18 protein-coding genes are annotated in these 24,348 nt (G+C 75.9%); 8 read left to right on the top strand and 10 right to left on the bottom strand.

Going from position 1 to position 24,348, the window contains the following annotated elements; genetic code table 11:
• Nucleotides 1-3: 3 nt before the first annotated feature.
• The 4 genes from ACVWNX_RS26470 to rsmH form a co-directional block, all read right to left on the bottom strand.
• Entirely contained in the window at nt 4-1,788 is a 1,785-nt protein-coding gene (locus tag ACVWNX_RS26470) for a UDP-N-acetylmuramoyl-L-alanyl-D-glutamate--2,6-diaminopimelate ligase (RefSeq protein WP_454410555.1), read from the bottom strand.
• Nucleotides 1,789-1,861: 73 nt separating this feature from the next.
• A complete protein-coding gene (locus ACVWNX_RS26465) occupies nt 1,862-4,255 on the bottom strand; it encodes a peptidoglycan D,D-transpeptidase FtsI family protein (RefSeq protein WP_454410553.1) in 2,394 nt (797 codons plus the stop codon).
• Between the two features lie 4 nt (nt 4,256-4,259).
• Nucleotides 4,260-4,940, bottom strand: coding sequence for a septum formation initiator family protein (locus ACVWNX_RS26460; RefSeq protein WP_454410552.1), 681 nt, complete (start codon nt 4,938-4,940; stop codon nt 4,260-4,262).
• 43 nt (nt 4,941-4,983) lie between these two features.
• Nucleotides 4,984-6,051, bottom strand: a complete 1,068-nt coding sequence (rsmH, locus tag ACVWNX_RS26455; protein ID WP_454410551.1) for a 16S rRNA (cytosine(1402)-N(4))-methyltransferase RsmH — start codon at nt 6,049-6,051, stop codon at nt 4,984-4,986.
• A gap of 449 nt (nt 6,052-6,500) precedes the next feature.
• Between rsmH and ACVWNX_RS26450 the strand changes: the two genes are divergently transcribed.
• From ACVWNX_RS26450 to ACVWNX_RS26435, 4 genes are all read left to right on the top strand, one after another.
• The gene (locus ACVWNX_RS26450; RefSeq protein ID WP_454410549.1) at nt 6,501-7,046 is read left to right on the top strand and encodes a beta-class carbonic anhydrase; all 546 of its coding nucleotides are present in this window, start codon (nt 6,501-6,503) and stop codon (nt 7,044-7,046) included.
• A gap of 559 nt (nt 7,047-7,605) precedes the next feature.
• Nucleotides 7,606-8,658 (top strand): AAA family ATPase, encoded by a 1,053-nt coding sequence (locus ACVWNX_RS26445; RefSeq protein ID WP_454410548.1) that lies wholly within the window; start codon nt 7,606-7,608, stop codon nt 8,656-8,658.
• The gene (locus ACVWNX_RS26440; RefSeq protein WP_454410546.1) at nt 8,658-10,022 is read left to right on the top strand and encodes a DUF58 domain-containing protein; all 1,365 of its coding nucleotides are present in this window, start codon (nt 8,658-8,660) and stop codon (nt 10,020-10,022) included. Before ACVWNX_RS26445 ends, ACVWNX_RS26440 begins: the two co-directional genes overlap by 1 nt.
• Nucleotides 10,019-12,415 (top strand): transglutaminase family protein, encoded by a 2,397-nt coding sequence (locus ACVWNX_RS26435; RefSeq protein WP_454410545.1) that lies wholly within the window; start codon nt 10,019-10,021, stop codon nt 12,413-12,415. The genes ACVWNX_RS26440 and ACVWNX_RS26435 overlap by 4 nt, the downstream gene beginning before the upstream one ends.
• Nucleotides 12,416-13,091: 676 nt before the next feature.
• On the opposite strand, the gene ACVWNX_RS26430 is transcribed toward ACVWNX_RS26435, so the two are convergent.
• The 3 genes from ACVWNX_RS26430 to ACVWNX_RS26420 form a co-directional block, all read right to left on the bottom strand.
• A complete protein-coding gene (locus ACVWNX_RS26430) occupies nt 13,092-13,496 on the bottom strand; it encodes a DUF3040 domain-containing protein (RefSeq protein ID WP_454410544.1) in 405 nt (134 codons plus the stop codon).
• 297 nt (nt 13,497-13,793) lie between these two features.
• Nucleotides 13,794-14,564, bottom strand: coding sequence for a class I SAM-dependent methyltransferase (locus ACVWNX_RS26425; protein WP_454410543.1), 771 nt, complete (start codon nt 14,562-14,564; stop codon nt 13,794-13,796).
• A 166-nt stretch (nt 14,565-14,730) separates the two neighbouring features.
• Nucleotides 14,731-15,372, bottom strand: a complete 642-nt coding sequence (locus ACVWNX_RS26420) for an SAV_6107 family HEPN domain-containing protein (protein WP_454410541.1) — start codon at nt 15,370-15,372, stop codon at nt 14,731-14,733.
• Between the two features lie 332 nt (nt 15,373-15,704).
• Here ACVWNX_RS26420 and ACVWNX_RS26415 point away from each other — a divergent pair, with 332 nt between their 5' ends.
• The 4 genes from ACVWNX_RS26415 (at nt 15,705) to ACVWNX_RS26400 (ending at nt 21,395) form a co-directional block, all read left to right on the top strand.
• Nucleotides 15,705-16,520, top strand: coding sequence for an ATP-binding cassette domain-containing protein (locus ACVWNX_RS26415; RefSeq protein WP_454410540.1), 816 nt, complete (start codon nt 15,705-15,707; stop codon nt 16,518-16,520).
• Nucleotides 16,507-18,705: a YhgE/Pip family protein gene (locus ACVWNX_RS26410; RefSeq protein ID WP_454410538.1), complete on the top strand. Its 2,199-nt coding sequence runs from the start codon at nt 16,507-16,509 to the stop codon at nt 18,703-18,705. Before ACVWNX_RS26415 ends, ACVWNX_RS26410 begins: the two co-directional genes overlap by 14 nt.
• A gap of 68 nt (nt 18,706-18,773) precedes the next feature.
• On the top strand, nt 18,774-19,379 hold the full coding sequence (locus ACVWNX_RS26405; RefSeq protein WP_454410537.1) for a TetR/AcrR family transcriptional regulator: 606 nt from the start codon (nt 18,774-18,776) through the stop codon (nt 19,377-19,379).
• 468 nt (nt 19,380-19,847) lie between these two features.
• Entirely contained in the window at nt 19,848-21,395 is a 1,548-nt protein-coding gene (locus ACVWNX_RS26400; RefSeq protein ID WP_454410535.1) for a phytoene desaturase family protein, read from the top strand.
• Between the two features lie 116 nt (nt 21,396-21,511).
• Here ACVWNX_RS26400 and ACVWNX_RS26395 read toward each other — a convergent pair whose 3' ends face one another.
• The 3 genes from ACVWNX_RS26395 to thiE all read right to left on the bottom strand — a co-directional run bounded on the left by ACVWNX_RS26395 (nt 21,512) and on the right by thiE (nt 24,333).
• A complete protein-coding gene (locus tag ACVWNX_RS26395) occupies nt 21,512-22,453 on the bottom strand; it encodes a hypothetical protein (RefSeq protein ID WP_454410534.1) in 942 nt (313 codons plus the stop codon).
• Between the two features lie 47 nt (nt 22,454-22,500).
• Nucleotides 22,501-23,421 (bottom strand): methylenetetrahydrofolate reductase [NAD(P)H], encoded by a 921-nt coding sequence (gene metF / locus ACVWNX_RS26390; RefSeq protein WP_454410532.1) that lies wholly within the window; start codon nt 23,419-23,421, stop codon nt 22,501-22,503.
• Between the two features lie 261 nt (nt 23,422-23,682).
• On the bottom strand, nt 23,683-24,333 hold the full coding sequence (thiE, locus tag ACVWNX_RS26385; RefSeq protein ID WP_454410531.1) for a thiamine phosphate synthase: 651 nt from the start codon (nt 24,331-24,333) through the stop codon (nt 23,683-23,685).
• Between the last annotated feature and the right edge of the window lie 15 nt (nt 24,334-24,348).

Genomic DNA, 24,348 nt, shown 5'->3' with positions numbered 1-24,348 from the left:
TGTTCATCCCTGGGTCTGCTGGGTCGCTTCGCTGGTCTGGGTGGTGCCGGGCTCCCCGGTGGGGGCGCGGCGGGCGGCACGGGCGGACTCGATGGCGTCCCGCAGCACGTGCCGGTCGTCGAAGGGGCGGACCACGCCGCCGATGTCCTGGCCCTGTTCGTGGCCCTTGCCCGCGACCAGGACGGTGTCGCCCGGTCCGGCGAGGGCGACGGCCGCGGTGATCGCGGCGGCCCGGTCCTCGTAGACGCGGACCTCGCCGCGCTCGTGGGCGGGGACCCCGGCGGCGCCCGCCAGCATGGTGGCGAGGATCGCGAGGGGGTCCTCGGAGCGGGGGTTGTCGGAGGTCAGCAGGGCGGTGTCAGCGAGCCGGGCGGCGGCGGCGCCCATCGGGGCGCGTTTGGTGACGTCGCGGTCGCCGCCGCAGCCGAGCACGATGTGCAGCCGTCCCCCGGTGACCTTGCGCAGCGCGCGCAGCACCGATTCCACGGCGTCCGTCTTGTGGGCGTAGTCGACGACCGCGAGGTACGGCTGGCCCGCGTCCACCCGCTCCAGCCGGCCGGGGACGCCGGGCGCGGCGGCGATGCCCTCGGCGGCGGCGTACGGGTCGAGTCCGGCGGTGGCCAGGGTGACGATCGCGGCGAGGGCGTTGGCGACGTTGAACGGGCCGGGCAGCGGGGCGCGGGCGCTGATCCGCTCCCCGTCCGGGCCGATGACCGTGAACGCGGAGCCGAGCGGGCCGCTCTCCACGTCCTCGGCGCGCCAGTCGGCGTCGGGGTGGCCCTCGGCGGAGAAGGTGACGACCGGGACGGACGCCTCGGTGACCAGCCGCCGTCCGTAGGCGTCGTCGTAGTTGACGACGCCGCGCCTGCTGCGGGCGGGGGTGAACAGCTGGGCCTTGGCCTGGAAGTAGTCCTCCATCCCGGAGTGGAACTCCATGTGCTCCGGGCTGAGGTTGTTGAAGACGGCGACGTCGAAGACGCAGCCGTCGACGCGGCCGAGGACCAGGGCGTGGCTGGAGACCTCCATGGCGACGGACTCGACGCCGCGTTCGCGCATCACCGCGAAGAGCGCCTGGAGGTCGGTGGCCTCGGGGGTGGTGCGCTCGGACTTGACGCGCTCGTCGCCGATCCGGGTCTCCACGGTGCCGATGAGCCCGCTCTCGCCGCCCGCCGCCGCGTCGAGGCCGCCCTGCACCAGATAGGCGGTGGTGGTCTTGCCGGAGGTGCCGGTGATGCCGATCTGGAGGAGTCCGGCGCCGGGGTCCCCGTAGACGGCGGCGGCGAGGGCGCCCATCCGGGCGCGGGGGTCGTCCACCACGAGGACCGGCAGTCCGGTGGCGGCGGCCCGGTCGGCCCCGGTGGGGTCGGTGAGGACGGCCACCGCGCCGAGTTCGGCGGCCTGGCGGGCGAAGTCGGCGCCGTGCAGCCGGGCGCCGGGCAGCGCGGCGTAGAGGTCGCCGGGGCGGACCGCGCGGGAGTCGTGGGTGATGCCGGTGACCGCCGTCGCCCCGGGGACGGCGAGACCCAGCCGATCGGCCAGCTCCGCCAGGGGGATCGGGGAGACGTGAACCGGTCGAGGCGGTCCCGGGTAGCTCACGGAAGCGCCCTTCTGGGTGGGGTGGGACTGATCGGGGTGTGACACGGCGGTGAGCGTACCCGGCGCACCGTCCTGGGGGCTAAATGGCCGGTTCGCGGCGGTCCCGGTGGATCCGGCGGGGGCGGGGACGGTCTCCGGGTGGGCGGCGGTGGCGCCGTTCCGGTTCCCCGGGGCGGGGGTGATCGTTGTCACGGGCGGTTCCTGGTGGCTCTGGGGCGGTGCGGAGGGTGCGGGGGCGGTCCGGGCTTCGGGACCGCCGTCCCGGTCAGGGCGAGAACGTCACGGGCAGCCGCGCGGGCGGCGTCCCGGTCGGTGGCACCTGGAGGCTCTTGAGGGCGAACTGCATGACCTCCTTGTAGACGGGGCCGCAGATCTGGCCGCCGAAGTAGCTGCCCTTGGTGGCGTTCTGGATGGCGCAGTAGACGGTGACCCGGGGCCGGTCGGCGGGGGCGAACCCGGCGAACGACGAGGTGTAGCCCCGGTACTTGCCGGTGACCGGGTCGACGCGGTTGGCGGTGCCGGTCTTGCCCGCGACCCGGTAGCCGGGGATGCGGGCCTTGACGCCGGTGCCCTGTTCGTCGTCGACCACCGACTCCAGCATCCGGGAGAGGGTGCGCGCGGTGCGTTCGCTGACGACCCGGGTCTCCTTCGGCTCCGGAGCGGGTGTGAACCGGCCGTCGGGTCCGCGGTGGCCCCGGACGAGGGTGGGCTCGGTGCGGACGCCGCCGTTGGCGATGGTCGAGTAGACGGAGGCGGCCTGCATGGCGTTGATGGAGACGCCCTGGCCGAAGGGGATCGTGTACTGCTGCGAGGTCGACCACTCGCCGGGGGCGGCGAGGATGCCGGGCGTCTCGCCGGGGAACCCGAGGCCGGTGGGGCCGCCGATGCCGAACTCGCGCAGATACGCGTGGAGGACCCGGTTGGCCTGGGGCTGGGTCTTGCCGAGCTGTCCGGTGGCGAGGATGGTGCCGATGTTGCTGGACTTGGCGAGCACCCCGTTCAGGGTGAGGTACCAGGTGGGGTGGTCGACGTCGTCCTGGAAGAGCCGGTCGCCGCGGTGCAGCCGGTTGGGGACGGTGACCTTGGTGGCGGGGGTGGCCGCGCCCTCCTCCAGGACCGCCGCCATCGACATGACCTTGGCGGTGGAGCCGGGTTCGTAGGCGTCCTGGAGGGCGGCGTTGCCGAGGGAGGCGGAGCCCGCCGCGGTGAGGTCGCCGGGGTCGAAGCCGGGGGCGTTGGCCATGGCCAGCACCTCTCCGGTGCGGGTGTCCTGGACGATCACGTAGCCGCGGTCCGCCTTGGACTCGCGGACCTGTTCGGCGATGGCGTTCTGGGCCGCCCACTGGATGTCCCGGTCGATGGTCAGCTCGATGTCGGAGCCGGGCACCGCGGGGGTCTCGGTGCCGCCCGCGGTGGGGACCTGACGGCCGCCGGACTGGGCGTAGGTGACCTCGCCGTCGCGGCCCGCGAGCCGGTCGTCGAGCTGCTGCTCGATCCCGCCGCCGCCCCGGCCCTCGGCGTTGACGAAGCCGATGAGCCCGGCGGCCAGGTCGCCGTTGGGGTAGATCCGCTGGCTGGTGGGCTCCTGGAAGACGCCGCCGAGGACGTTCGCGGTCTTCTTCCCGCCCGCCGCCCCGGTGGTCCCGGCCTTGTCGGCGAGGGCGCTCTTGAGGTCCTTGATCTGGTTCCAGACCTGGGGGGTCTGACGGCGTGCCAGGACCACGTACCGGGTCTTGGGCGTCATCAGCTTGCGGGTCAGTCCGGCGGTGTCCTGGCCGAGGATCGGGGCGAGGAGGGCCGCGCCCTGGGCGGCCGCGTCCGGGACGCCGGTCTCCTCCGGGGTGAACATCGCCGGGTCGGCGGTGATGTCGTAGGCGTCGACGCTGGTCGCCAGGGCGATGCCGGAGCGGTCGGTGATCCCGCCGCGCTCGGCGGCGACCACCCGGGTCAGATAGCGGTTGGCCGCGGCCTTGGCGGAGTACTCCCCGGCGTCGACGGCCTGCACCTGGAGCAGCCGGACCACGAAGGCGAGCATGACCAGGGTCATCGCCACGCTGATCATCCGCAGCCGGGGGCGGGGGCTGCCCAGCCGCAGCGGACGGGCCCCCCGGGGGCCTCGGGGGGGCGGGGCGGAGCCGCCCGGGGCGGGGCGGGGGCGGCGTGCGGGGCGCGGGACGGGGTCGGCTCCGGCGCGGCGCGCGCGGTCGCTCCCGCCGGGGCGCCGGGGCGCGCCGGGGCGGGCGGGGCGGTCGTCGTCGGGGCGGGCGCGGTCGGCGCCCTCGCCCCGGGCGGGGCGGGCGGCGGGGTTCGGGCGGTCGGTCCGGTCGCGGTCGGTCCGGTCGCGGTCCGGGCGGTCGCGGTCGGATGCGGCTCGGTCGGTTCGCGCGGGACGGTCGCGGTCGGACCGGGCCGGGCGGTCGCGGCGGGCGGCGCGCTCCGGGGCCGGGCGGTCGTCGCGGGCGGGGTCCTGGGTGCGGCGGTCGCCCGGGGCGGGACGGTCGCCGTGGGCCGGGCGGTCGGCGCCGTCGAGCCGGGAGCGGTCCTGGCGGGCCGGGCCGTCCGGGGGGTGCGAGAGGCGTTCGCCGGGGTCGCGGCGGGGGCGGCGGTCCGGACGGGAGGGCCCGGGCACCCGGCGTCGCGGGGGTTCCCTGTCGGTCACCGTGTCACCTGCCGGAGGTCGTCGGGTCGGGGCTCGGCACGGCGGGGAGGCCCGCCGTGCGGGGTGCGGAGGGGAGGGGGGCCCACAGGGCGGCGCCGGACGCGGTGGCCGTCGCGGCGCCCGGCGCGGAGGCGGCCGGGGCGGCGGCCCGTTCCGACGGAAACGGAACCGGGGGCGGGGAGGAGGACGCGGGCCCCGTGGACCGCGCGGCCTGGCCGGACTGGTCGGCCCGCGTCGACGGCGCGGACGGCGTGCCCGACGGGGAGGCCGTGGCGGACGGCTTCGCCGTGGTCGGGGCGGGCTTCGGCGTCGGGGAGGCGGTGACGGGTTCGCCGGGCACTCCGCGCACCCTGCCGTCGGGGTCGAGGAAGGCGGGGTTGCCACCGGGGACCATGCCGAGGCGCCGGGCGCGTTCCTGGAGCGCGCCGGGCTTGGAGTAGGCGTCCACGTCGCGCTGGAGGGCCTGTTCCCGGTCGGTCAGCTCGGTGGTCTCCCGTTTCAGCTCGCTCAGCCGGAAGGAGCCCTCGTTCAGGGACGAGTTGAGCATCAGCAGGGTGATCAGCCCGCCGCCGAGCAGCAGCGTCATCAGCAGGACGAAGGGGGTGCGGGCGGCCCGGCTGGGCCCGGCGGGGAGCAGCCGGGCGAGCCGGGCGGCCCGGCCGCGCAGTTCCGGTCCCCTGCTCACGCGGCCCTCCCCGGTCGTGCGGCGCGGCCGTGCGCCCCGCCGGTCATCCCGCCTCGTCCTCGCGGACGCGTTCGGCGCCGCGCAGCCGCGCGGGGGCGGCCCGGCGGTTCTCGGCGACCTCCGCCTCGGTGGGCAGTTCGGCGCCCCGGGTGAGCAGCCGCAGCCGTGGCTGGTAGCGCTCGGGCACCACGGGCAGTCCGGGGGGCGCGGTGGTGGCGGCGCCCGCCGCGAACACCTGCTTGACGAGGCGGTCTTCGAGCGAGTGGTAGGACAGCACGGCGATCCGGCCGCCGACCGCGAGGGCGGCCACCGCGGCGGGGACGGCCCGCTCCAGTACGGAGAGTTCGCCGTTCACCTCGATCCGCAGCGCCTGGAAGGTGCGTTTGGCGGGGTTGCCGCCGGTGCGCTTGGCGGCCTGCGGCAGCGCGGCGCGGATGACCTCGACCAGCCGGGCGCTGTGGCTGAACGGTTCCCTCTCGCGTTCCCGGACGACGGCGGAGACGATCCGCTTGGCCTGCTTCTCCTCGCCGTAGGCGCGCAGCAGCCGGACCAGTTCGCCGGGCGGGTAGGTGTTGAGGACCTCGGCGGCGCTGATGCCGGTCGTCTGGTCCATGCGCATGTCGAGGGGGGCGTCCTGCGCGTAGGCGAACCCCCGGTCGGCCTCGTCGAGTTGCATGGACGAGACGCCGAGGTCGAAGAGGATCCCCGCGACCTTGGGGACGCCGAGGCGGGCGAGGACGTCGGGGAGTTCGTCGTAGACGGCGTGGACGAGGGTCGCGCGGTCGCCGAAGCGCGCCAGGCGCTCGCCGGAGAGCCGCAGGGCCTCCTTGTCCCGGTCCAGGCCGATGAGCCGGACCCCGGGGAACTCGCTGAGCAGGGCCTCGCTGTGGCCGCCGAGGCCGAGGGTGCAGTCGACCACCACGGGGGGCGCCGTCGTCGCGTCGCCGCTCAGCGCGGGGGCGAGCAGGTCCAGACAGCGGCGCAGCATCACGGGGACGTGGCGGGTGCCCGGGTCCCGTTCCGCCGGGTCGGTGCCGGGGGCCGGGGGGGCCTGGGCGGCGGCGTCGGCGCCACCGTCGGTCGTGGGGGTCTCCCCTTCGCGCCCTCGCATGTGTCCTCTCAGGGATCCGGGCGCGGTGCCCGTACCCCCGGGCCGCCGCCCGCCGGGAGGTGTCGGGAGGACCGTCGGCGCGGTCCCGTCGCCGGGGGTGCGCCGACCGTCCGGAGCGGGAGGAGGCCGAGCCGTACGTGACGCGTCGCGCGCGCGGGGAGATCGTCGGATCTCCGGATGTCCATCAGTCCAGCGGGGAGCGCTCACGGCCTCCCACTTCGCGCCACTTTAGTCCACCCTGTCGCGCGGTCAATCAACGCGCCTGCGCGTCGCGGGCGGGGTTCGCCCCCCGACCGGGCGTGGACACGACAGACCGGACGGATCGGGGGCGTCACCCGTTCGGCGGGACGGGCTTCACACCTGTGGGTTACCTCACAACAAGGCGCAATGACGTTCTTTGTCCACTCCCGTGCCCTGCCCGGTGGGCATCGCGCCACTACGGTCGGGGCATGACGACTTCCGCACCCCTCCCGTCAGGCACCGAAGCCGCCATAGTCGCCGGGACCGTGACCGACCGGCTGGTCGGCGCGAACGCCGACTACGCCTCCGCCTTCACCGACCCGGGCATGGACGCCCGCCCCGTTCTGAAGGTCGCCGTGGTGGCCTGCATGGACGCCCGCCTCGACCTGCACGCCGCGCTCGGCCTCCAGCTGGGCGACTGCCACACCATCCGCAACGCGGGCGGCGTCGTGACCGACGACGTCATCCGTTCCCTCACGATCAGCCAGCGCGCGCTCGGCACCCGCAGCGTCGTGCTCATCCACCACACCGGATGCGGTCTGGAGACCCTCACCGAGGAGTTCCGGCACGAGCTGGAGATGGAGGTCGGCCAGCGGCCCGCATGGGCCGTGGAGGCGTTCCGGGACGTCGACCAGGACGTCCGGCAGTCCATGCAGCGGGTCCGCACCTCGCCGTTCCTGGTGGAGACCGGGGACGTCCGCGGCTTCGTCTTCGACGTGCGCACTGGGCTGCTCCGCGAGATCGACCCGGCCTGACGTCGGGGGCCGGACGGGGGGTTCCGCCACGGCGCGGCACCCCCGTCCGGCCGACCACCCGGTCCCGTCCCGGCCCCGGTCGGCACGGCGACCCGGCGCCCCCACGACCGGTCCCGCGACCGGCGCCTGGTCCGGCCACGGGTCCGTCCCTCCATCCGGCCTTCGGTCCGGCCTTCCGACGGCCGGGAACCGGCCCGGGGCCCCACCACCGCCCCGAACGGCCTAGGCTGATGCCTCGGAACACCACGAGCGGGACACCCGGCCCGGTCCGGGCGGCGCCTTCCGTACCGGTGCCCGCCGACCGCGTCCGGTGTCACCGGCACCGTTCCGGCGCCCCGGACGAACCCCGGCACCACCGCCGTCACATCGGCCGCGAAAGCGGCCGAGTGACACGAACCGGCTGGTGAGGCGAGAATGCCCGGGCACGGCACCGCGACCGGAACCCGGCACGTGGTGCCCGTTGCTTCGGGGTGGACCGGTCCGCGATGTCGCGCGCCGGTCCTGAATTTGGGGAATCCCCGGCACCGCGAGGGCCGGGGGCAGGGCCGAGGAGGGCCGGGTGACGACCTATGACGAACGAGCGAGCCTCACTGATCTGACCACCACAGCGGAGCGCGTCCGCAGGTCGGTGGAGAGCGTGATCGAAGGCAAGCCGGACGTCGTGCGCCTTTCGCTGACCGTGCTCCTCGCCGAGGGACACCTGCTCATCGAAGACGTGCCCGGCGTGGGCAAGACCATGCTCGCCAAGACGCTCGCGCGCTCCATCGACTGCTCGGTGCGCCGCATCCAGTTCACGCCCGACCTGCTGCCGTCGGACATCACGGGCGTCTCGATCTGGGACCAGGAGCGGCGGGACTTCGAGTTCAAGCCGGGCGCCATCTTCGCCCAGGTGGTGATCGGCGACGAGATCAACCGCGCCTCGCCGAAGACGCAGTCCGCGCTGCTGGAGTCCATGGAGGAGCGGCAGGTCACGATCGACGGCCACACCTACGAACTCCCCGACCCGTTCATGGTGGTGGCCACCCAGAACCCGGTCGAGATGGAGGGCACCTATCCGCTGCCCGAGGCCCAGCGCGACCGGTTCATGGCCCGGGTCTCCATGGGGTACCCGAGTCCCGAGGCCGAGTTGAAGATGCTCGGGACGCACGGCGAGGTCTCCCCCCTGGAGGACCTCCAGCCGGTGGCCCACGCGCACGACGTGGTGAAGCTCATCGAGCACACCCGGACCATCCACGTCGCGGACGCCGTCCGCCGTTACGTGGTGGACCTGGTCGCCGCCACCCGCCACCACCCCGATCTGCGGCTGGGCGCCTCGCCGCGCGCCACCCTGCACCTGCTGCGCGCCGCCAAGGCCGCCGCCGCGCTCGCCGGGCGCGAGTACGTCCTGCCCGACGACGTCCAGGCGCTCGCCGCGCCCGTGCTGGCGCACCGGCTGCTGCCCACCGCGCAGGCCCAGTTGAACCGGCGCACCGCCGAACAGATCGTCCAGGAGATCATCCAGCACACCCAGGTCCCGGACACCCGGCCCCGGGGCGGCTATCCCGGCCGTGGACCGGGCGGACCGGGCGGACCGGTCTTCGGCGAGCGTCCGTCCGGCGCGCGGAGGCTGTGATGGCGGCTCCCGGCGATCCGGCGGAGACCCAGCCGGAGGACCGGAGCGGGCCGCTGGCCGCGCTGGCCGGGCTCACCACCCGCGGCCGGTCCTTCCTGGCCGCGGGGATCGCCGCCGCGGTCTGCGCCTACGTCCTCGGACAGGACGACCTGCTGCGCGTCGGACTGCTGCTCTGCGTACTGCCGTTGGTGTGCGCGGCCTCGCTGTACCGCACCCGCTACCGGGTGGCGAGCAGCCGGATGCTCTCCCCCGACCGGGTCCCGGCCGGGGAGGAGGCCCGGGTGCACCTGCGGATGGAGAACGTCTCCCGGCTGCCGACGGGCCTGCTGATGCTCCAGGACCAGGTGCCGTACGTCCTCGGCTCCCGGCCCCGGTTCGTCCTGGACCGGGTGGAGGCGGGCGGCCGGCGCGAGGTGTCCTACCGCGTCCGCTCCGATCTGCGCGGACGCTATCCGCTGGGCCCGCTCCAGCTGCGGCTGAACGACCCGTTCGGGATGTGCGAGCTGACCCGTTCGTTCGCCACCCACGACCTCCTCACCGTGATCCCCCCGGTCGAGCCGCTGCCCGCGATCCGGCTCGTCGGCGACGCCAACGGGTACGGCGAGGGACGGCAGCGCTCCCTGGCCCTCTCGGGCGAGGACGACGTCATCCCGCGCGGCTACCGCCACGGCGACGACCTGCGCCGGGTGCACTGGCGGTCCACCGCCCGGCACGGGAAGCTGATGGTCCGCCGCGAGGAGCAGCCCCAGCGCGCCCGCTGCACGGTCCTGCTGGACACCCGCTCGGGCGCCTACGAGGGCGTCGGCCCCGGCTCCGCCTTCGAGTGGGCCGTCTCGGGGGCCGCCTCGGTCCTGCTGCACATGCTCGAACGGGACTTCTCGGTACGGCTGCTGACGGACACCGGGACCTCCGTCCCCGAGGACGGCTCCGAGGGCTTCACCTCGGGGTCGGCGGGATACTCGGGGACCGCCGACACCGCCGGACTGCTGCTGGACGCCCTGGCCCTGGTCGACCACTCCGGGGAGACGGGCCTCTCCCGCGCCCATGAACGGGTGCGCGGCGGAGAGGGACTGCTCATCGCCTTCCTCGGCGGGCTGGACGGGGAGGCCGTCGCCTCGCTCGCCCGGATGCGGCAGCGGGCCACCGGCGCGGTCGCCTTCGTCCTGGAGCCCTCCGGCTGGACCCGGGAACCCGGCGCGCGGCCGGACCCGGCGGCCGGGGAACGGCTGCGGGCGCTGCGCGAGGCGGGCTGGACCGCCGTGGCCGTCGCGCCGGGCGCCAGCGTCACCACGATGTGGCGGGAGGCGGACGGGGAACGCGCCGTCGCGGACCCCGCGCCGGGAACCACGGGGGGTTGGTCATGAGCGGCCGGACACGACTGGCGCTGTGCGCCTGGCTGGCCACGGTGCTGGCCTCGGCGGCGCTGATCCCGCTGGTCGACTCCGCCTCCTGGCTGGTCCTGGCGGCGACGCTGCTCGGGGTGCAGACCGCCGTGGGCGTGCTGGCCCGCCGGGTGCCGCTGCCGCTGGCGGTGACGTTCCCGGTGCAGGCCCTCGTCACCCTGCTGCTGCTGGTCGCGGCGTTCGCCGGGGACCGGGCGCTGTTCGGGTTCGTCCCGGTCCCGGACACCGTCGTCGCGCTGGCCGAGCTGGCGCGCGCCGGGGGCGACGACGTGTCCCGGTTCGCGGCCCCGGCGCCGCTGTCGGACGGCATCCGGCTGCTGCTGACCGCCGGGGTGCTGCTGATCGGGCTGGCGGTGGACACCCTCGCGGTGGGACTGCGCAGCGCGGCCCCGGCGGGGCTGCCGCTGCTCGCCCTGTTCTCGGTCGCCTCGGGCATCGGCGGCGAGGAGGCGGGCTGGGCGTGGTTCCCGCTGGCGGCCGTCGGCTTCCTGCTCCTGCTGCTCGCCGAGAGCCGCGACCGGCTCGCGCGCTGGGGGCGGGTCTTCGGCGGGGCGCCCGCCGCCCGCGACGGCCGGGTCACCGCCGGGCCGGAGGGCGGGCGGCGGGGCGCTCCGGTGCGCACCGGCCGCAGGATCGGCGCGCTGGCCCTCGGGATCGCCGTGGTCGTCCCGCTGGGGCTGCCCGCGCTGGACGACGGACTGCTGGGACGGAACCGGGGCGGGGAGGAGAAGGAGGCCGAGGGCGGCACCATCTCCGCCGTGAACCCGCTGGTCTCCCTCCAGAACAATCTGAACCAGCCCGTGGACCAGGAGGTGCTGAAGTACACCACCAGTGCCTCCGACACCCGGGGGATGTACCTGCGGATCGTCGCCCTCGACGACTTCGACGGCAGCGCCTGGAAGCCCTCGGTGCGGGAGATCACCGAGGTGCCCACGCCGCTGCCCACGCCCGCCGGGCTCAGCCCCGGGGTGAAGCGCACCGAGATCACCACCCGGATCCAGGCGTCCGCGTCGTACGCCCAGAACTGGCTGCCGATGCCGTTCCCCGCGAGCCGGGTGCGGATCGACGGCTTCTGGCGGTACGAGCCGGTGGGACGCACCCTGGTCGGTGACCGTCGGCAGACCACCCGCAACGCCCGGTACACGGTGAGCAGTCTGCTGGTGGAGCCCACCGCCCGGCAGCTGGCGGACGCGCCCGCCCCGCCGCCGGAGTTCGCTCGCGAGTTCACCCGGGTGCCCGCCTCCCTGCCGGACGTGGTCGCGGAGGAGGCCCGCCGGGTCACCGCGGGCGCCTCGAACGACTACGAGCGGGCCGTCCGGCTGCAGGACTGGTTCGCGGTCAAGGGCGGCTTCAGCTACGACACGCAGGTGGCCGCGGGCACCGGTGCCGCCGCCATCGCCCGGTTCCTCCAGCAGAAGCAGGGCTTCTGCGTGCACTTCTCGTTCTCCATGGCGGCCATGGCCCGCACCCTGGGCATCCCCGCGCGGGTCGCGGTCGGGTTCACCCCCGGCTCCGCCGCCGGGGACGGCCGGATGTCGGTGGGGCTGAAGGACGCCCACGCCTGGCCCGAGCTGTACTTCGAGGGGGTGGGCTGGACCCGGTTCGAGCCCACGCCCAGCCGGGGGTCCACCCCCGACTACACCCGGCCCGAGACCCCGACGGACCGGCCCAGCGCCTCGGCGGCGCCCAGTGCCTCGGCGAGCGACACCGCCTCGGCCGAGCCGACGGAGTCGGAGAGCTGCCCGGTGCAGCGACGGCGGCTGGACGGCGGCTGCGGCAGCTCCGCCCCGGCGGTGACCGCCGTCGACGGGAGCGACGGCGGTTCGCCCTGGCCGGTCGTGCTGACCGGTGCGGGGGTGCTGGTCGCCCTGCTGGTCCCGCTGCTGCCGATGCTGTGGCGGATCAGGGCGCGCTCGCTGCGGCTCGGCTCCTCGCCGGGGCGCAGCGACGCGGACGCGGGGGCCCGGGTCCTCGCGGCGTGGCGGGAGCTGATCGACAGCGCCTGGGACCACGGGATCGGGCCCGACGACTCCGAGACGCCCCGGGCCGCCGCCGCGCGGATCGTCCGGGCGGCCCGGCTCGACGAGACGGCCTCGGCGGCCGTCCACCGGGTGGCCGGGGCGGTGGAGCGGGTGCTGTACGCGCCCGAGCCGCGTCCGGCCGCCGGGGTCGGGGACGACGTCCGGGCGGCGCGGGCCGGGCTGCGCGCGGTGGTCGGGCGTCCCGCCCGGCTGCGGGCCCTGGTGGCGCCGCGGTCGGCCGCCCGGCTGCTGTGGGCGGTCACCGGGCGGTGGGCAGCCCTGCGCGAACGGCTGGCGGGCTCGCTGCCCCGATGGGCGGCGGCGCGACGCTGAGGTGGCCGGACGGCCCCGGTGGGACATGTGCGGTGTCCCACCGGGGCCGTTCCGTGTCCCGGCGGTGTCCCACTGGGGCCGTTCCGTGTCCGGCCGGAGCCGTTCACCGGAGCCGTTCGGCGGCCCGACGGGTCCGTTCCGTGTCCCGACAGGTCCGTTCCTTGTCAGACCGGGGCCCGCTCGGTGTTCGTGGGGGCGGGTACGGCTGTCCGTGCGCACGACGGTGCGTGGTGGACACGCGGCGTACGTGATGGAGCGGTGCGGCCGCCCGTGTCGGTACGGCCGTCGTGGTCGGTACGGCCGTCCGCGTCGGGGGTGCGGCCGTCCGGGTGAGCGGGGGTGGCGGGCGGACGGGAGCGTCGGGGGGCTCGTCCAGGACGGATCACCGGTCCTGGAGTCGGCGATCCGGTCTTGGAGCTGTGCCGCCGCATGCCGCCGCCCGCACACCGCCCATGCCGGGTCGCCGGGTCGCCGGGTCGCCGGGTCGCCGGGTCGCCGGGTCGCCGGGTCGCCGGGTCGCCGGGTCGCCACGGAACGTGTGGGAGGGGGCGCGGGTACGGCCCAGGGAACGGTGGAGTGGTGGGGGTGCCGGGCGTGCGAAGGGTGCCCGTCCGGAGAGGGGCACCCTGAGAGGCCGGTCACGCCAGGGGCGGACGCCCCCGGCCGGGCGGGCGGCTCAGCGCCCGCCCTCCTGTTCGTCGCGGCGGCGCTGCCACCGCTGTTCGATGCGGTTCATCATGGACCGGCGCTGACGGCTCTGGGGCCGGGCGGGGTGAGCGCCGGGTACGGAACCCGGCTGTTCGCCCGGCTTCGGGGCCTTGCGCCAGCCGGTCACGGCGAGCACCGCGCACCCCAGCATGACGAGGAAGCCGACCACGCTGATCCAGATCTGCTGGGCGACCATTCCGGCCATGAGGAGCGCGATACCCACCAGGAAGCCCGCGACCGCCTGGTACACCCGACGTCGGGTGTACGTACGCAGCCCGCTTCCCTCAAGCGCTGTCGCGAACTTAGGATCTTCGGCGTACAGCGCTCGCTCCATCTGCTCGAGCATGCGCTGCTCGTGCTCCGAGAGCGGCACGGAGTCCTCCTCATCGTGCAGTCGCCGGGGCGACCGGGGGGTTCCCTTCAGGATAGGCAGGGAATCGCCCCCGTGAAACCCGCCCCTCTACGCCAATCCGCCAGTCCGAACCCGTCATGGCGTTAGGCCCGCTGAGGCGTCCATTCCCCGGGGACCCGCCCGTCATGCCGGACCGTCTCTCTCGATCATACGGCGAGCGCCGCCCGATCGGGTGACGTGTGGCGTACTCCATGTGCCACCGCGCTCCTGATCAGCGGTATCGGCACCCTCGCCCGGCGGGCTCCGGGGCCCGGGCCGTCAGAGGTTCTCCGGGTCCCGGCGGGTGCCGAGGACGTGCAGCTGGGTCGCCACCGAGTGGAAGGCCGCCAGCTCCGCCGCCGCGGCCTCCAGCCGGAGCAGGGCGTCCAGCGCGCCCGGCTCGGTGTCCACGAGGACGCCGGGCACCAGGTCCGCGAAGACCCGGACGCCGTGGACGGCGTCCACCCGGACGCCCGCCTCCCCGACCAGTCCGGTGAGCTGCCCGGCGGTGAAGCGGCGGGGCACCGGGTCGCTCTCGCCCCAGCGGCCGTCGGGGTCGCCAAGCGCCCGCCGGGCCTCGGTGAAGTGTCCGGCCAGGGCGCGGGCCAGCACCGCGCCGCCGACCCCCGCGGCGAGCAGGCTGAGCACCCCGCCGGGGCGCAGGGCGCCGACCGTGTTGCGGACGCCCTCGGCGGGATCGTCCACGTACTCCAGCACGCCGTGGCAGAGCACGGCGTCGTAGCCGTCGCGCTCGACGACGTCAAAGAGGCCGAGCGCGTCGCCCTGGACCGCCTCGATCCGGTCCTCGACACCCGCTTCGGCGGCGCGGCGCTCCAGGGCGAACAGGGCGTTGGGGCTGGGGTCGACCACGGTCACCCGATGGCCGAGGCGAGCGAGGGGCACCGCGAAGTTGCCGCTGCCGCCGCCGGTGTCCAGGACGTCGAGGACCTCGCGTCCCGTGGTCTTGACCCGCTGGTCGAGGGCGTCTTCCAGTACGTCCCAGACCACGGCGGTCCGGAGGGAGGCCCGTGGGCGCATCGGGTCCGACACTGCAACTGACTCCTCGGCACGGCACCGTCCGGCGGGCGGCGGTAGCGATCGGGGGCGCCTCCCCCGTCCGGCCCGGCGTGCGGCCCGGCCGTCGGGGAGGTCTCGGGTCATCCCACCCTATTGCCTCGCCGACACCGGGGGTCCCTCCCCCGCGCCGGTCCCGCGCTCAGGGGCGTTCCAGGGCGTCCCGCCACCCCCGGTCCGACCCGGCGGGCGGATCCGACCGGGTGGCCGGGGCGGTGGCGGGCGGAGTCCGGGGCGCCGGGCGGGGGCGCGGTGCGACGGGCCGGGGCAGCAGCGCCCGTTCCACCAGCCGCAGGAAGGCGGCGGCGTCGCGCAGCAGGTCGTCGGCGTCGCGGGGACCGGCCGCGCCCCTGATACCGGCCTCGGCGCGGGCCCGGCGGTCGGCGCCGGAGGCGAACAGGGCGCTCCACTCGGTCAGCTCGGGGGCGATCCCGGGGAGCACCTCCCAGGTGCTGCGTATCGGGACGCGGCGCCGGGAGGGGGGCGTGGGGCGGCCCCGGGCGGCGAGGACGGCGGCGGCGGCGCGCAGGGCGGCGAGGTGGGCGGTGGCGTAGCGCTCGTTGGGGTCGGTGAGGCCGACCGCCTCGACGAGTCCGGCGCGGGCCTTGGCGAGCAGGTCGAGGGCGGCGGGCGGGGCGGTGGTGCGCCGGGCCACGGGGTGCACGTCGGCGGCGGGGGCCCGGGACGCCGGCCCCGTGGGGAGGGCGCCGGGCGGGAGGGGCTCGGGGGCAGGGCCGGTGACGGGGCGGCGCGGCCCGGCCGCCGTCGCGGGGGAACTGACCATGACGAACCTCCTGTCGTCAATCGACGGCTCTGTGCCGTGATGTGCCCATCGTGGAGCACCCCACTGACAACGCGGGCTGAGCTGCGGCTTCTTGGGTTCACCCCGGTCGTCCGGGTTGTCCGGCCACCCCGGACGTCCCGGCCACCCTGGCCACCCTGGCCGTCAGGAGCGTCGGGGGCGTCCGGGCGGGGACGGCGACCGGGGGCGCGCACGCGCGGAGAGGCCGCGCGACGGGGGATGAGGACGGGGGCGGGGGCGGTGGGGAAGTCCGTGACGGCCCGGGATAACTTTTGAACTGACTGGTCAGTTCAAAAAGTGCGGGAGGGAACGGCGTGGACGGAGCCGCTGTGACGGCGGACCGGCTGGGGCTCAAGGGACCCCGGGGCTGGGCGTACGAAGGGGTCGGGTGCGACGCCCCGCCCGGTTCGCTGGTGGCGCTGCGGGGCCCGTCCGGCTCGGGCCGCACCTGTCTGCTGCTGACGCTCACCGGACGGATGCGCCCCACCACCGGGCACGCCGAGGTGGCGGGCGAACGGCTGCCCCGCCGGGCGGCGGCCGTCCGCCGGATCAGCGCCCTCGCCCACGTCCCCGGGGTCACCGATCTGGACCCGGCCCTGACCGTCGCCGAACACCTGCGGGAACGCGTGCTGCTCCAGCGGCGGTTCGAGGGCTCCCCCCGGTCGCTGCTGCGACCGCGCGCCGCCCGCGCCGCCGACGGCCGACGGCGGACGGACGCCGCGCTCGACGCCGTCGGGCTCGACCCCGGGGCGCTGCCCCGGGGGGCCCGGACCGCCGTGCGGGACCTCGAACGACCCCAGGCGCTGCGGCTGTCGCTCGCGCTGGCGCTGATCGGCGGGCCCCGGGTACTGGGCGTCGACGACCTGGACCTCAAGCTGACCGACCGGGAACGCGCGGCGGCCTGGACCCTGTTGCGGGACCTCGCCGACACGGGCCTCACCGTCCTCGCCGGATGCGGCCAGCCACCGGCTCCCGCGTACGGCGCGCTCGTCGTCCCCACCCGGCCGTCCGCGCGCCCCGGCGCGGAGGCGGTCGCGGAGGACCGCCCGGAGGCGGGGACGCCCTTCGCGGCGGAGACGCGGACCGCGCCGGAACCCGGACGGAAGGAGCGGACCGATGCGGCTGCCTAGGCTCGCCACCCTGGAACTGCGGCGCTTCGGCCGGGGCAGGCTGCCGCGCGCCGCGCTGGTCTCCCTGCTGGTGCTGCCCCTGCTGTACGGGGCCCTGTACCTGTGGTCGTTCTGGGACCCGTACAGCCGTCTGGACCGGGTGCCGGTGGCGCTCGTCAACGACGACACGGGCACCTCCCTCGACGGTGAACGGATCGCCGTCGGCGACGAGATCGCGGGGAAGCTGCTGGACAGCGACACCTTCCAGTGGCACGAGGTGAGCGCCCGGCAGGCGCGGGAGGGCGTCGAGGACGGCCGCTACCACCTGTCGCTGACGCTCCCCGGGGACCTCAGCGAGCGGGTCGCCTCCGGTGCCGGGGACGCCCCCGGCACCGGCACGCTGCGGGTGCGCACCAACGACGCCAACAACTACCTCGTCGGGCAGATCTCCCGGTCGGTCTTCGCCGAGGTGCGCCGGGCGGCGTCCACCGACGCGTCCCGGCGGTACCTGGACCGGATGTTCGTCTCCTTCTCGGACATCCACCGGGAGACCGCGCGGGCCGCCGACGGCGCCGACGACCTCAAGGGCGGGCTCGGCAAGGCCAAACGGGGCGCCGAGGACCTCGCGGACGGGCTGAAGGACGCCAAGGACGGCAGCGGTGACCTGGTCAGCGGCATCGGGAGGCTCACCGGCGGCGCCCGCACCCTGGAGACCGGGGCCCGGGACGTCGCGGACGGGACGCGGGCCCTGGTGGACCGGGTGAGCGGACCGGCCGACAAGGTGCGGCCGTTCCTGCGGGACAACGGGCGCCAGGTCGAGCGCACCGCCCGCGCGGTCGACAAGGCCGCCGGAACCCTCCGCGAGCACCTGGACGCCGTGGTGACGGCGGCGCCCGCCGCCCGGAAGGGCACCAAGGAGGCGGCCGACTCCCTGAGCGCCCTCTACGCGCGCCGCTGCGCCGCGCCCGGCGCCACCACCGCGCCCCCGGCGGAGCCGGCTGAGGCGCAGGAGACGGGCCCCGGAGAGCCGGACGGCGGCGGTCCCGAGGCGCCCGGCGCCTCCACGGCCCCCGTACCGGGGCCCGGGGCGGACCCGGGCTGCGCCGAACTGCGCACCGCGCGGGACGAGTCCGCCAAGGCCGCCGGGCTCGCCGCCGACCTCGACCGGACGGTCCGCGGCTACGACGGGGGCACCGCCGCCATGGACCGGGACCTTGCCGCCCTCCAGCGCCAGGCCAAGGCCCTGGCGGCCGCCGCGCCGGACCTCAGCGAGGACCTGGACGGGGCCGTCGCCAAGGTGAAGGCCCTCGACAAGGGCGCCCGCGCGGTCGCCGACGGCGCGGCCGACCTCCACACCGGCCTCGGCACCGCCGCCACCGGCTCCGCCGACCTGGACGCGGGCGTGAACCGGCTGAAGACCGGCGCGGGCGATCTCGACGGCGGGCTGTTCCCGCTGGTGGACGGCTCCCGCGAGCTGGCGGACGGACTGCGCGAGGGCGCGGACCGCGTCCCCGACCACGGGGCCGGGGACCGCGCGCTGCGCGCCGGGGCGATGGCCGACCCGGTGCGGCTGGCCAGCGAGACGGCGCACCGGGCGGACAACTACGGCACGGGCTTCGCGCCCTACTTCATCCCGCTGTCCCTGTGGGTGGGCGCGATGGTGTCCTACATGGTGATCGCGCCCCTGAACCGGCGGGCCCTCGGGGCAGGTGCCCCCGCCTGGCGGACGGCGCTCGCGGGCTGGCTGCCGGTGGCCGCGCTGGGGGCGCTCCAGACGGGTGCCCTGATGGCGGTGCTGCACTGGGGGCTGGGTCTCCAGATGGCCCGGGCGGCGGGCACGGTGGGCTTCCTGCTGCTGGTGACGGGGTGCTTCGCGGCGATCGTGCAGTGGCTGAACGCCCGGTTCGGCGCGGCGGGGCGGATCCTGGTGCTGGCGCTGCTGATGCTCCAGCTCACCTCGGCGGGCGGCACCTATCCGGTGCAGACCAGTCCGGGCTTCTTCCAGGCGGTCCACCCGTTCCTGCCGATGACGTACGTGGTGGAGGCGCTGCGGCGGCTGATCACGGGCGGCGGGCTGGAGCCGGTGTGGCAGGGATGCACGGTGCTCGCCGCGTTCACCCTGGGGGCCCTGGCGCTGACCGCGCTCACCGCGCGCCGCCGTCAGACGTGGACCCTGGACCGGCTGCACCCGGAGCTGAGCCTGTGAGCCCCGGAGCCGTGGACTCCGGGGCCGGGCGGCCGGAGCCGGGCGCCGGGCCTGTGACAATCGGGGCCATGCAGAGCAGCACCCGACGCCAGGGGACCCGTCAGAAGCTGTACGAGGCCGCCGTGACCCTCATCGCCGAACAGGGCTTCTCGGCGACGACCGTGGACGAGATCGCCGAACGGGCCGGAGTGGCCAAGGGGACGGTGTACTACAACTTCGCCAGCAAGTCGGTCCTGTTCGAGGAGTTGCTGCGGCACGGGGTGGGGCTGCTCACCGCGTCCCTGGAGGAGGCCGCCGAGGGCAGCCGACGGGCCGGGGGCGGCAGTGTGGACGCGCTGGACGCCATGGTCCGCGCGGGGCTCGTCTTCATCGAGCGCTACCCGGCCTTCACCCAGCTGTACGTCGCGGAGCTGTGGCGGACCAACCGGTCCTGGCAGTCCACCCTGATGGTGGTCCGCCGACAGGCGGTCGCGGTGGTCGAGGACGTCCTGCGGGCGGGGGTGGCGACGGGCGAGCTGAGCGAGGAGATCGACGTGCCGCTGAGCGCGTCGGCGCTGGTCGGCATGGTGCTGGTGGCGGCGCTCGACTGGCGGTCGTTCCAGCCCGAACGGTCCCTGGACGAGGTGCACGCGGCGCTGTCCCGGCTGCTCCAGGGACGGGTCGGCGGGTGTTAGGCCGTCCCTTACGGATCCGGCTGGGCTCGTGGGGCCCGGCACCGCTCCCCGGTCCGGCCGGATCCGCGAGGAACGACCCGGCCGCGCCGTCGCGGCCGGGCCCGTCCCCCCGGACCCGCCGCGACGGCGCGCGTCCGCCGTTCCCCCGGTCGCGGGCCCGCCCCCGTGCACGTGCTTCCGGGCCCGCCGGAGCCGGGTACCGGTCCTCCGTCGGCGTCCACCGGCCGGTGGACGCCGACGGAGGGTCCCGGCCGCTCCGCCGCCCCGTGTCGGCGGTGCGGTCCGGGTGGTCCCGCTCCGTGTGCCTCCACTCTGGCGGACCGGCGGGGCGTCCTCCTGGGCACGGGTACTCATCTCCGGACTGAGTACCCCCGTCCCGGACCCCGGGTGCCCGGCTCTGGCGCGCGGGTCCGCCGCCCGGCGGCTCCTCGGCGCGGGGCGCCCGGGGGCGGCGGATAGGGTCACGGCATGGGACGGATTGCGGTGATCGGCGCGGGCATGGGCGCCATGGCGGCCGCCGCGCGGCTGGCCGTGGCGGGCCACCGCGTGGTGGTGTACGAACGCGGGGAGACCTACGGCGGGGCGCTGGGCCGCTTCGAGCGGGACGGCTTCTCCTTCGACACCGGCCCCGGTCTGCTGTCGCTCCCCGCCGTCCAGCGCGACCTGTTCGTCAAGACCGGCAAGGAGCCGCTGGAGGACCGCGTCGAGCTGTGCCAGGTGGAACCCGCCGTGCGGCACCTCTTCGCGGACGGCACCGGGGCGGCCCTGCCGAACGCCTCCCGCGCGGGCGTCGCCGAGGCCCTGGACGCGGCGCTCGGCGGGGACGCGGGCGCCCGGTGGGCCGCGTTCGTGAACCGGGCGCGGGACGCCTGGGACCGGGCCCGCCGTCCGCTGCTGGAGGAGCCGCTGTGGCCCAACTGGCAGGTGCTCGCCGAGCGGGAGCCCTACCCCGCCCGGCCCGTCAAGCGGCTGCTGCGCCGGGACCGGACGGCGACCACGGTCCGGGAGATCGCGGACCTGGAGCTGGGCGGCGACCTCCGGCTGCGGGCCCTGCTGGAGAGCCACCCCCTGGCGTGGGGACTCGACCCCCGGACGACCCCCGCGAGCGCGGCGGTGCTGCCCTATCTGGAGCAGACCTTCGGCGTCTGGTCGGTGGGCGGCGGACTGCGGGAACTGGCCCGGGCCGTCCACGGCCGCTGTGTGGCCCGCCGGGTGGAGTTCCGGTTCGGGACGGCGGTCACCCGGATCGTGGTGGAGGACGGCCGGGCGGTGGGCGTCCGGACGACGGACGGCGAGGTGGCCGCGGCGGACCACGTGGTGGCCGGGGTCGCCCCGGAGGTGCTGGCCGGGCTGCTGCCGGACACCCCGGTCCACGGGCCCGGCGAGGTCCCCGCGCAACACGGCGGGGCCAGCAGGCTGACGGTGTTCCTGGCCCTGCGCGGTCCCCGGCCCGAGGGCACCGCGCACCGCACGGTGGTCCACTCGACCGACCCGGAGGGCGAACTCGACGCCCTGTTCGGCCCGGTGCCGGTGGCGCCCGCGCGGCCGACGGTGGAGGTGCTGCGCACCGGTGACCCGGCGGGCGTGCCGGACGCCGGGTACGAGGCGGTGACGCTGCGGGCGACCGTCCCCGCGCTCCGCACCGGCCCGTCGGACGGGACCGGGACCGGGACCGGCGCCGGAGACCCGGTGGAGACGGCGGAGACGGCGCGGCGGATGATCGAGGCGGCGGAGCGGGCGGTGCCCGGGCTGGCGGACCGGTTGCTGTGGCACGGGACGCACGCCCCGGCGGACGTCGCGGCGGCCACCGGGGTGCCGGACGGATCGGTGCCCGCCCCGGCGCTGGCCGCCGCCGGGGGGCGGCTGTTGCACCAGGCGAACTCCACCCGGGTGGCGAACCTGTTCCTGGCCGGGGGCTGGGCCCATCCGGGCGGCGGACTGCCGCACGCGGGCATGTCGGGGGCGCTGGTGGCCGGACTCATCGTGGAGGGGCCGGAGTTCCGCGGCTCCCAGTGACGGAGGCGGGTGGCTCCCGCCGAACGGGGCCGCGCGGCTCCCGCTGAGCGGGGGCACCGGCGCGCGGTGAACGGTGGGGGCGCGGCTCGCGGTGAGCCGCGCCCCCGCGCGTCGGCTCAGTACGAGTAGGGCTGGTGCCGCTGCTCGTCGTGTCCGGGCCCGTATCCGCCCTGGTCGGACGACGGGTACGGATAGGGCTGGGGGCCGGGGTCGTCGTAGCCGGTCCCGTCGGCGGTGGCCCGCTGCTGGGGGACCCAGACCCCGCCGGGCGGGGTCTCCTGGTAGCCGCCCGGCGCGTACGGGTCCTGGCCGTACCCCGGCTGGGCGTACGGGTCCTGGCCGTCGTACCCCGGGGCGGCCGGATAGGGGTCGGCGTAGGCGGCGTACTGTCCCTGGCCCTGGTCGTAGCCGTGGTCCTGGGCGGGGTGGGCGGCGTAGCCGGGGTGGGCGTCCTGGCCGAAGACCGAGGGCTCGCGGGGCGGTTCGGGGTCGCCGTACACGCCGTACCGGCCGGTGTCGTCGGGCATCGGCCCGGCCGCGTGGACGGCGGGCCCGGAGCCGGGGGCGCCGTGGCCGAAGGCGTCGAAGGGGTCGGCGCCCTGCCCCCGGCCGGTGTCGTCGGTGTCGAAGAGCGGGCCCACCATCGTGGGAGCGGCCGCGAAGTCCGCGTCCGACGGGTGGGGGACGTCCGGGCCGTCGAACGGGACCGCCCCGATGACGGCCGTCTCCTCCACCCCGGAGACCTGGAGCACCGGCTCGTGGCGCTCCTCGCCGCCGGTGCGGCGGCGCTTGCTGGCGCCGGGCCTGCCGCCGATCGCCCAGCCGGTGGAGAAGCCCTGCCGGAAGGACATGGTGACGTAGGTCTGCCCGATGGCGAAGGCGATGGCGCCGACGCCGATCACCAGGACCGACGGGATGACGACGCCGACGACCACGCCGAGGAAGCCGCAGAAGGCCAGCAGCCGCCAGCGCAGCCGCGCCTTGTACTGGAGGAGCACCTCGCCCAGCAGCCACAGCGCGACGACGCCGAACGCGATGTAGAGGACCGTCCAGCCCATGTACGCCCCTCTCGTGGGGTCGGCGCCCCTCCGCGCACGACCCGGATCTAGGTCCGTGTGCGGTGCAGGCCCAGATTCTCGTAGATTTCCAGCGTCGCCGTCGAGTTGTTGAGCGTGATGAAGTGGAGCCCGGGGACGCCCTCGTCCAGCAGTCTCGCGCAGAACTCGGTCGCGAACGCGATTCCCAAGGAGCGTACAGCGGCGGGATCCTCTCGCGCCGCGAGGATCCGTTCTTTCAGCTCGGCCGGGAAGACGGCGTTGCTGAGCTGCGGCAGCCGTTCGAGCTGACGGACGCTGGTGATGGGCATGACCTCGGGGATGACGGGCGTGTCGCAGCCCGCCGCCTCGACCCGGTCGCGCAGCCGCAGGTAGGACTCGGGGTCGAAGAACATCTGCGTGATGGCGTAGTCGGCGCCCGCGCGGCACTTGTCGACGAAGTGCCGGACGTCGGTGTCCCAGTCGGGCGAGCGGGGGTGCATCTCCGGGAAGGCCGCGACGCCGACGCAGAAGTCCCCGGACTCCTTGATCAGCCGGACGAGTTCGGCGGCGTAGGTGAGGCCCTCGGGGTGCGGCGTCCACGGGCCCATGGGGTCGCCGGGCGGGTCGCCGCGGACGGCGAGCATGTTGCGGATGCCCGCGTCGGCGTACTGGCCGATGATGTTGCGCAGTTCGGCCAGGGAGTGGTCGACCGCGGTGAGGTGGGCGACCGGGGTGAGGGTGGTGTCGGAGACGATCTGCTCGGTGGCCCGGACCGTGCCCGCCCGGGTGGAACCGCCCGCCCCGTAGGTCACCGAGACGAAGCTCGGCGCCACGGCCTCGACGCGGCGCAGCGCGTTCCAGAGGTTCCGTTCGCCCTTGGGGGTTTTCGGCGCCCAGAACTCGAAGGAGTGCGTCGTGGTGCCCGATGCGAGCATGTCACGGACCGTACGCGCGCGATCCGTCCTGGTGGAAGCTGTCCCTAGGGCCATACGGGCAGGTTAGCCACGCCGGGGCCGTCCCCCAACCGGGCGGCGGGCAAATACGACGAAACCCTCCCCCGGCGTCCACCCCTCGGACGTTTTCCGTCTCAACATGCGGAGAAGCCCGGAGAACGGCCTGGTCGCCCGGTCCGGCATCCGGACGGGCCGACCAGCGCGGACGGGACGGAACGGACAGGGTGGTCAGGGTGCCCGGAACGGTCGGCCGGGCCCCCTGCCGGGATCAGACGGCCGGCCGGCCCCTGCCGGGGGTCAGCGGTCCCTCAGCCGCCGGGCGAACGCGGCGGCCGCCGCCCCCGGGTCGTCCGCCTCGGTGATCGCCCGGACCACGACGACCCGCCGGGCGCCCGCGGCCAGGACCTCGTCCAGGTTGCCGAGGTCGATCCCGCCGATCGCGAACCACGGGCGGGCGGGCGCCAGCGCGGCGGTGTGCCGGACCAGCTCCAGGCCGGGGGCGTGGCGGCCCGGCTTGGTGGGGGTGGGCCAGCAGGGTCCGGTGCAGAAGTAGTCGGCCCCGGGCTGGACGGCCGCGGCCTCCGCCTCCGCCGGGGCGTGGGTGGAGCGGCCGATCAGGACGTCGTCGCCGAGGACCGCGCGGGCGGCGGGCACCGGCAGGTCGCCCTGGCCGAGGTGGAGCACGTCGGCGCCGACGGCGTGCGCCACGTCCGCGCGGTCGTTGACCGCGAGGAGCCTGCCGTGCCTGCGGCAGGCGTCGGCGAACACCCGCAGGTGCTCGATCTCCTCGGCGGCCTCCATGCCCTTGTCCCGCAGCTGGACGATGTCCACCCCGGCGGCGAGGACGCGGTCCAGGAACTCCGGCAGATCGCCCTGGCGGGTACGGGCGTCGGTGCAGAGGTAGAGGCGGGCGTCGTCGAGCCGGGCCCGGAGCGTGGAATCGGGCATGCGTGGTCCCCCCGT

The sequence above is a fragment of the Streptomyces sp. JNUCC 64 genome (genome assembly GCF_054484115.1).
This window is presented reverse-complemented; position numbering and strand designations above follow the sequence as displayed.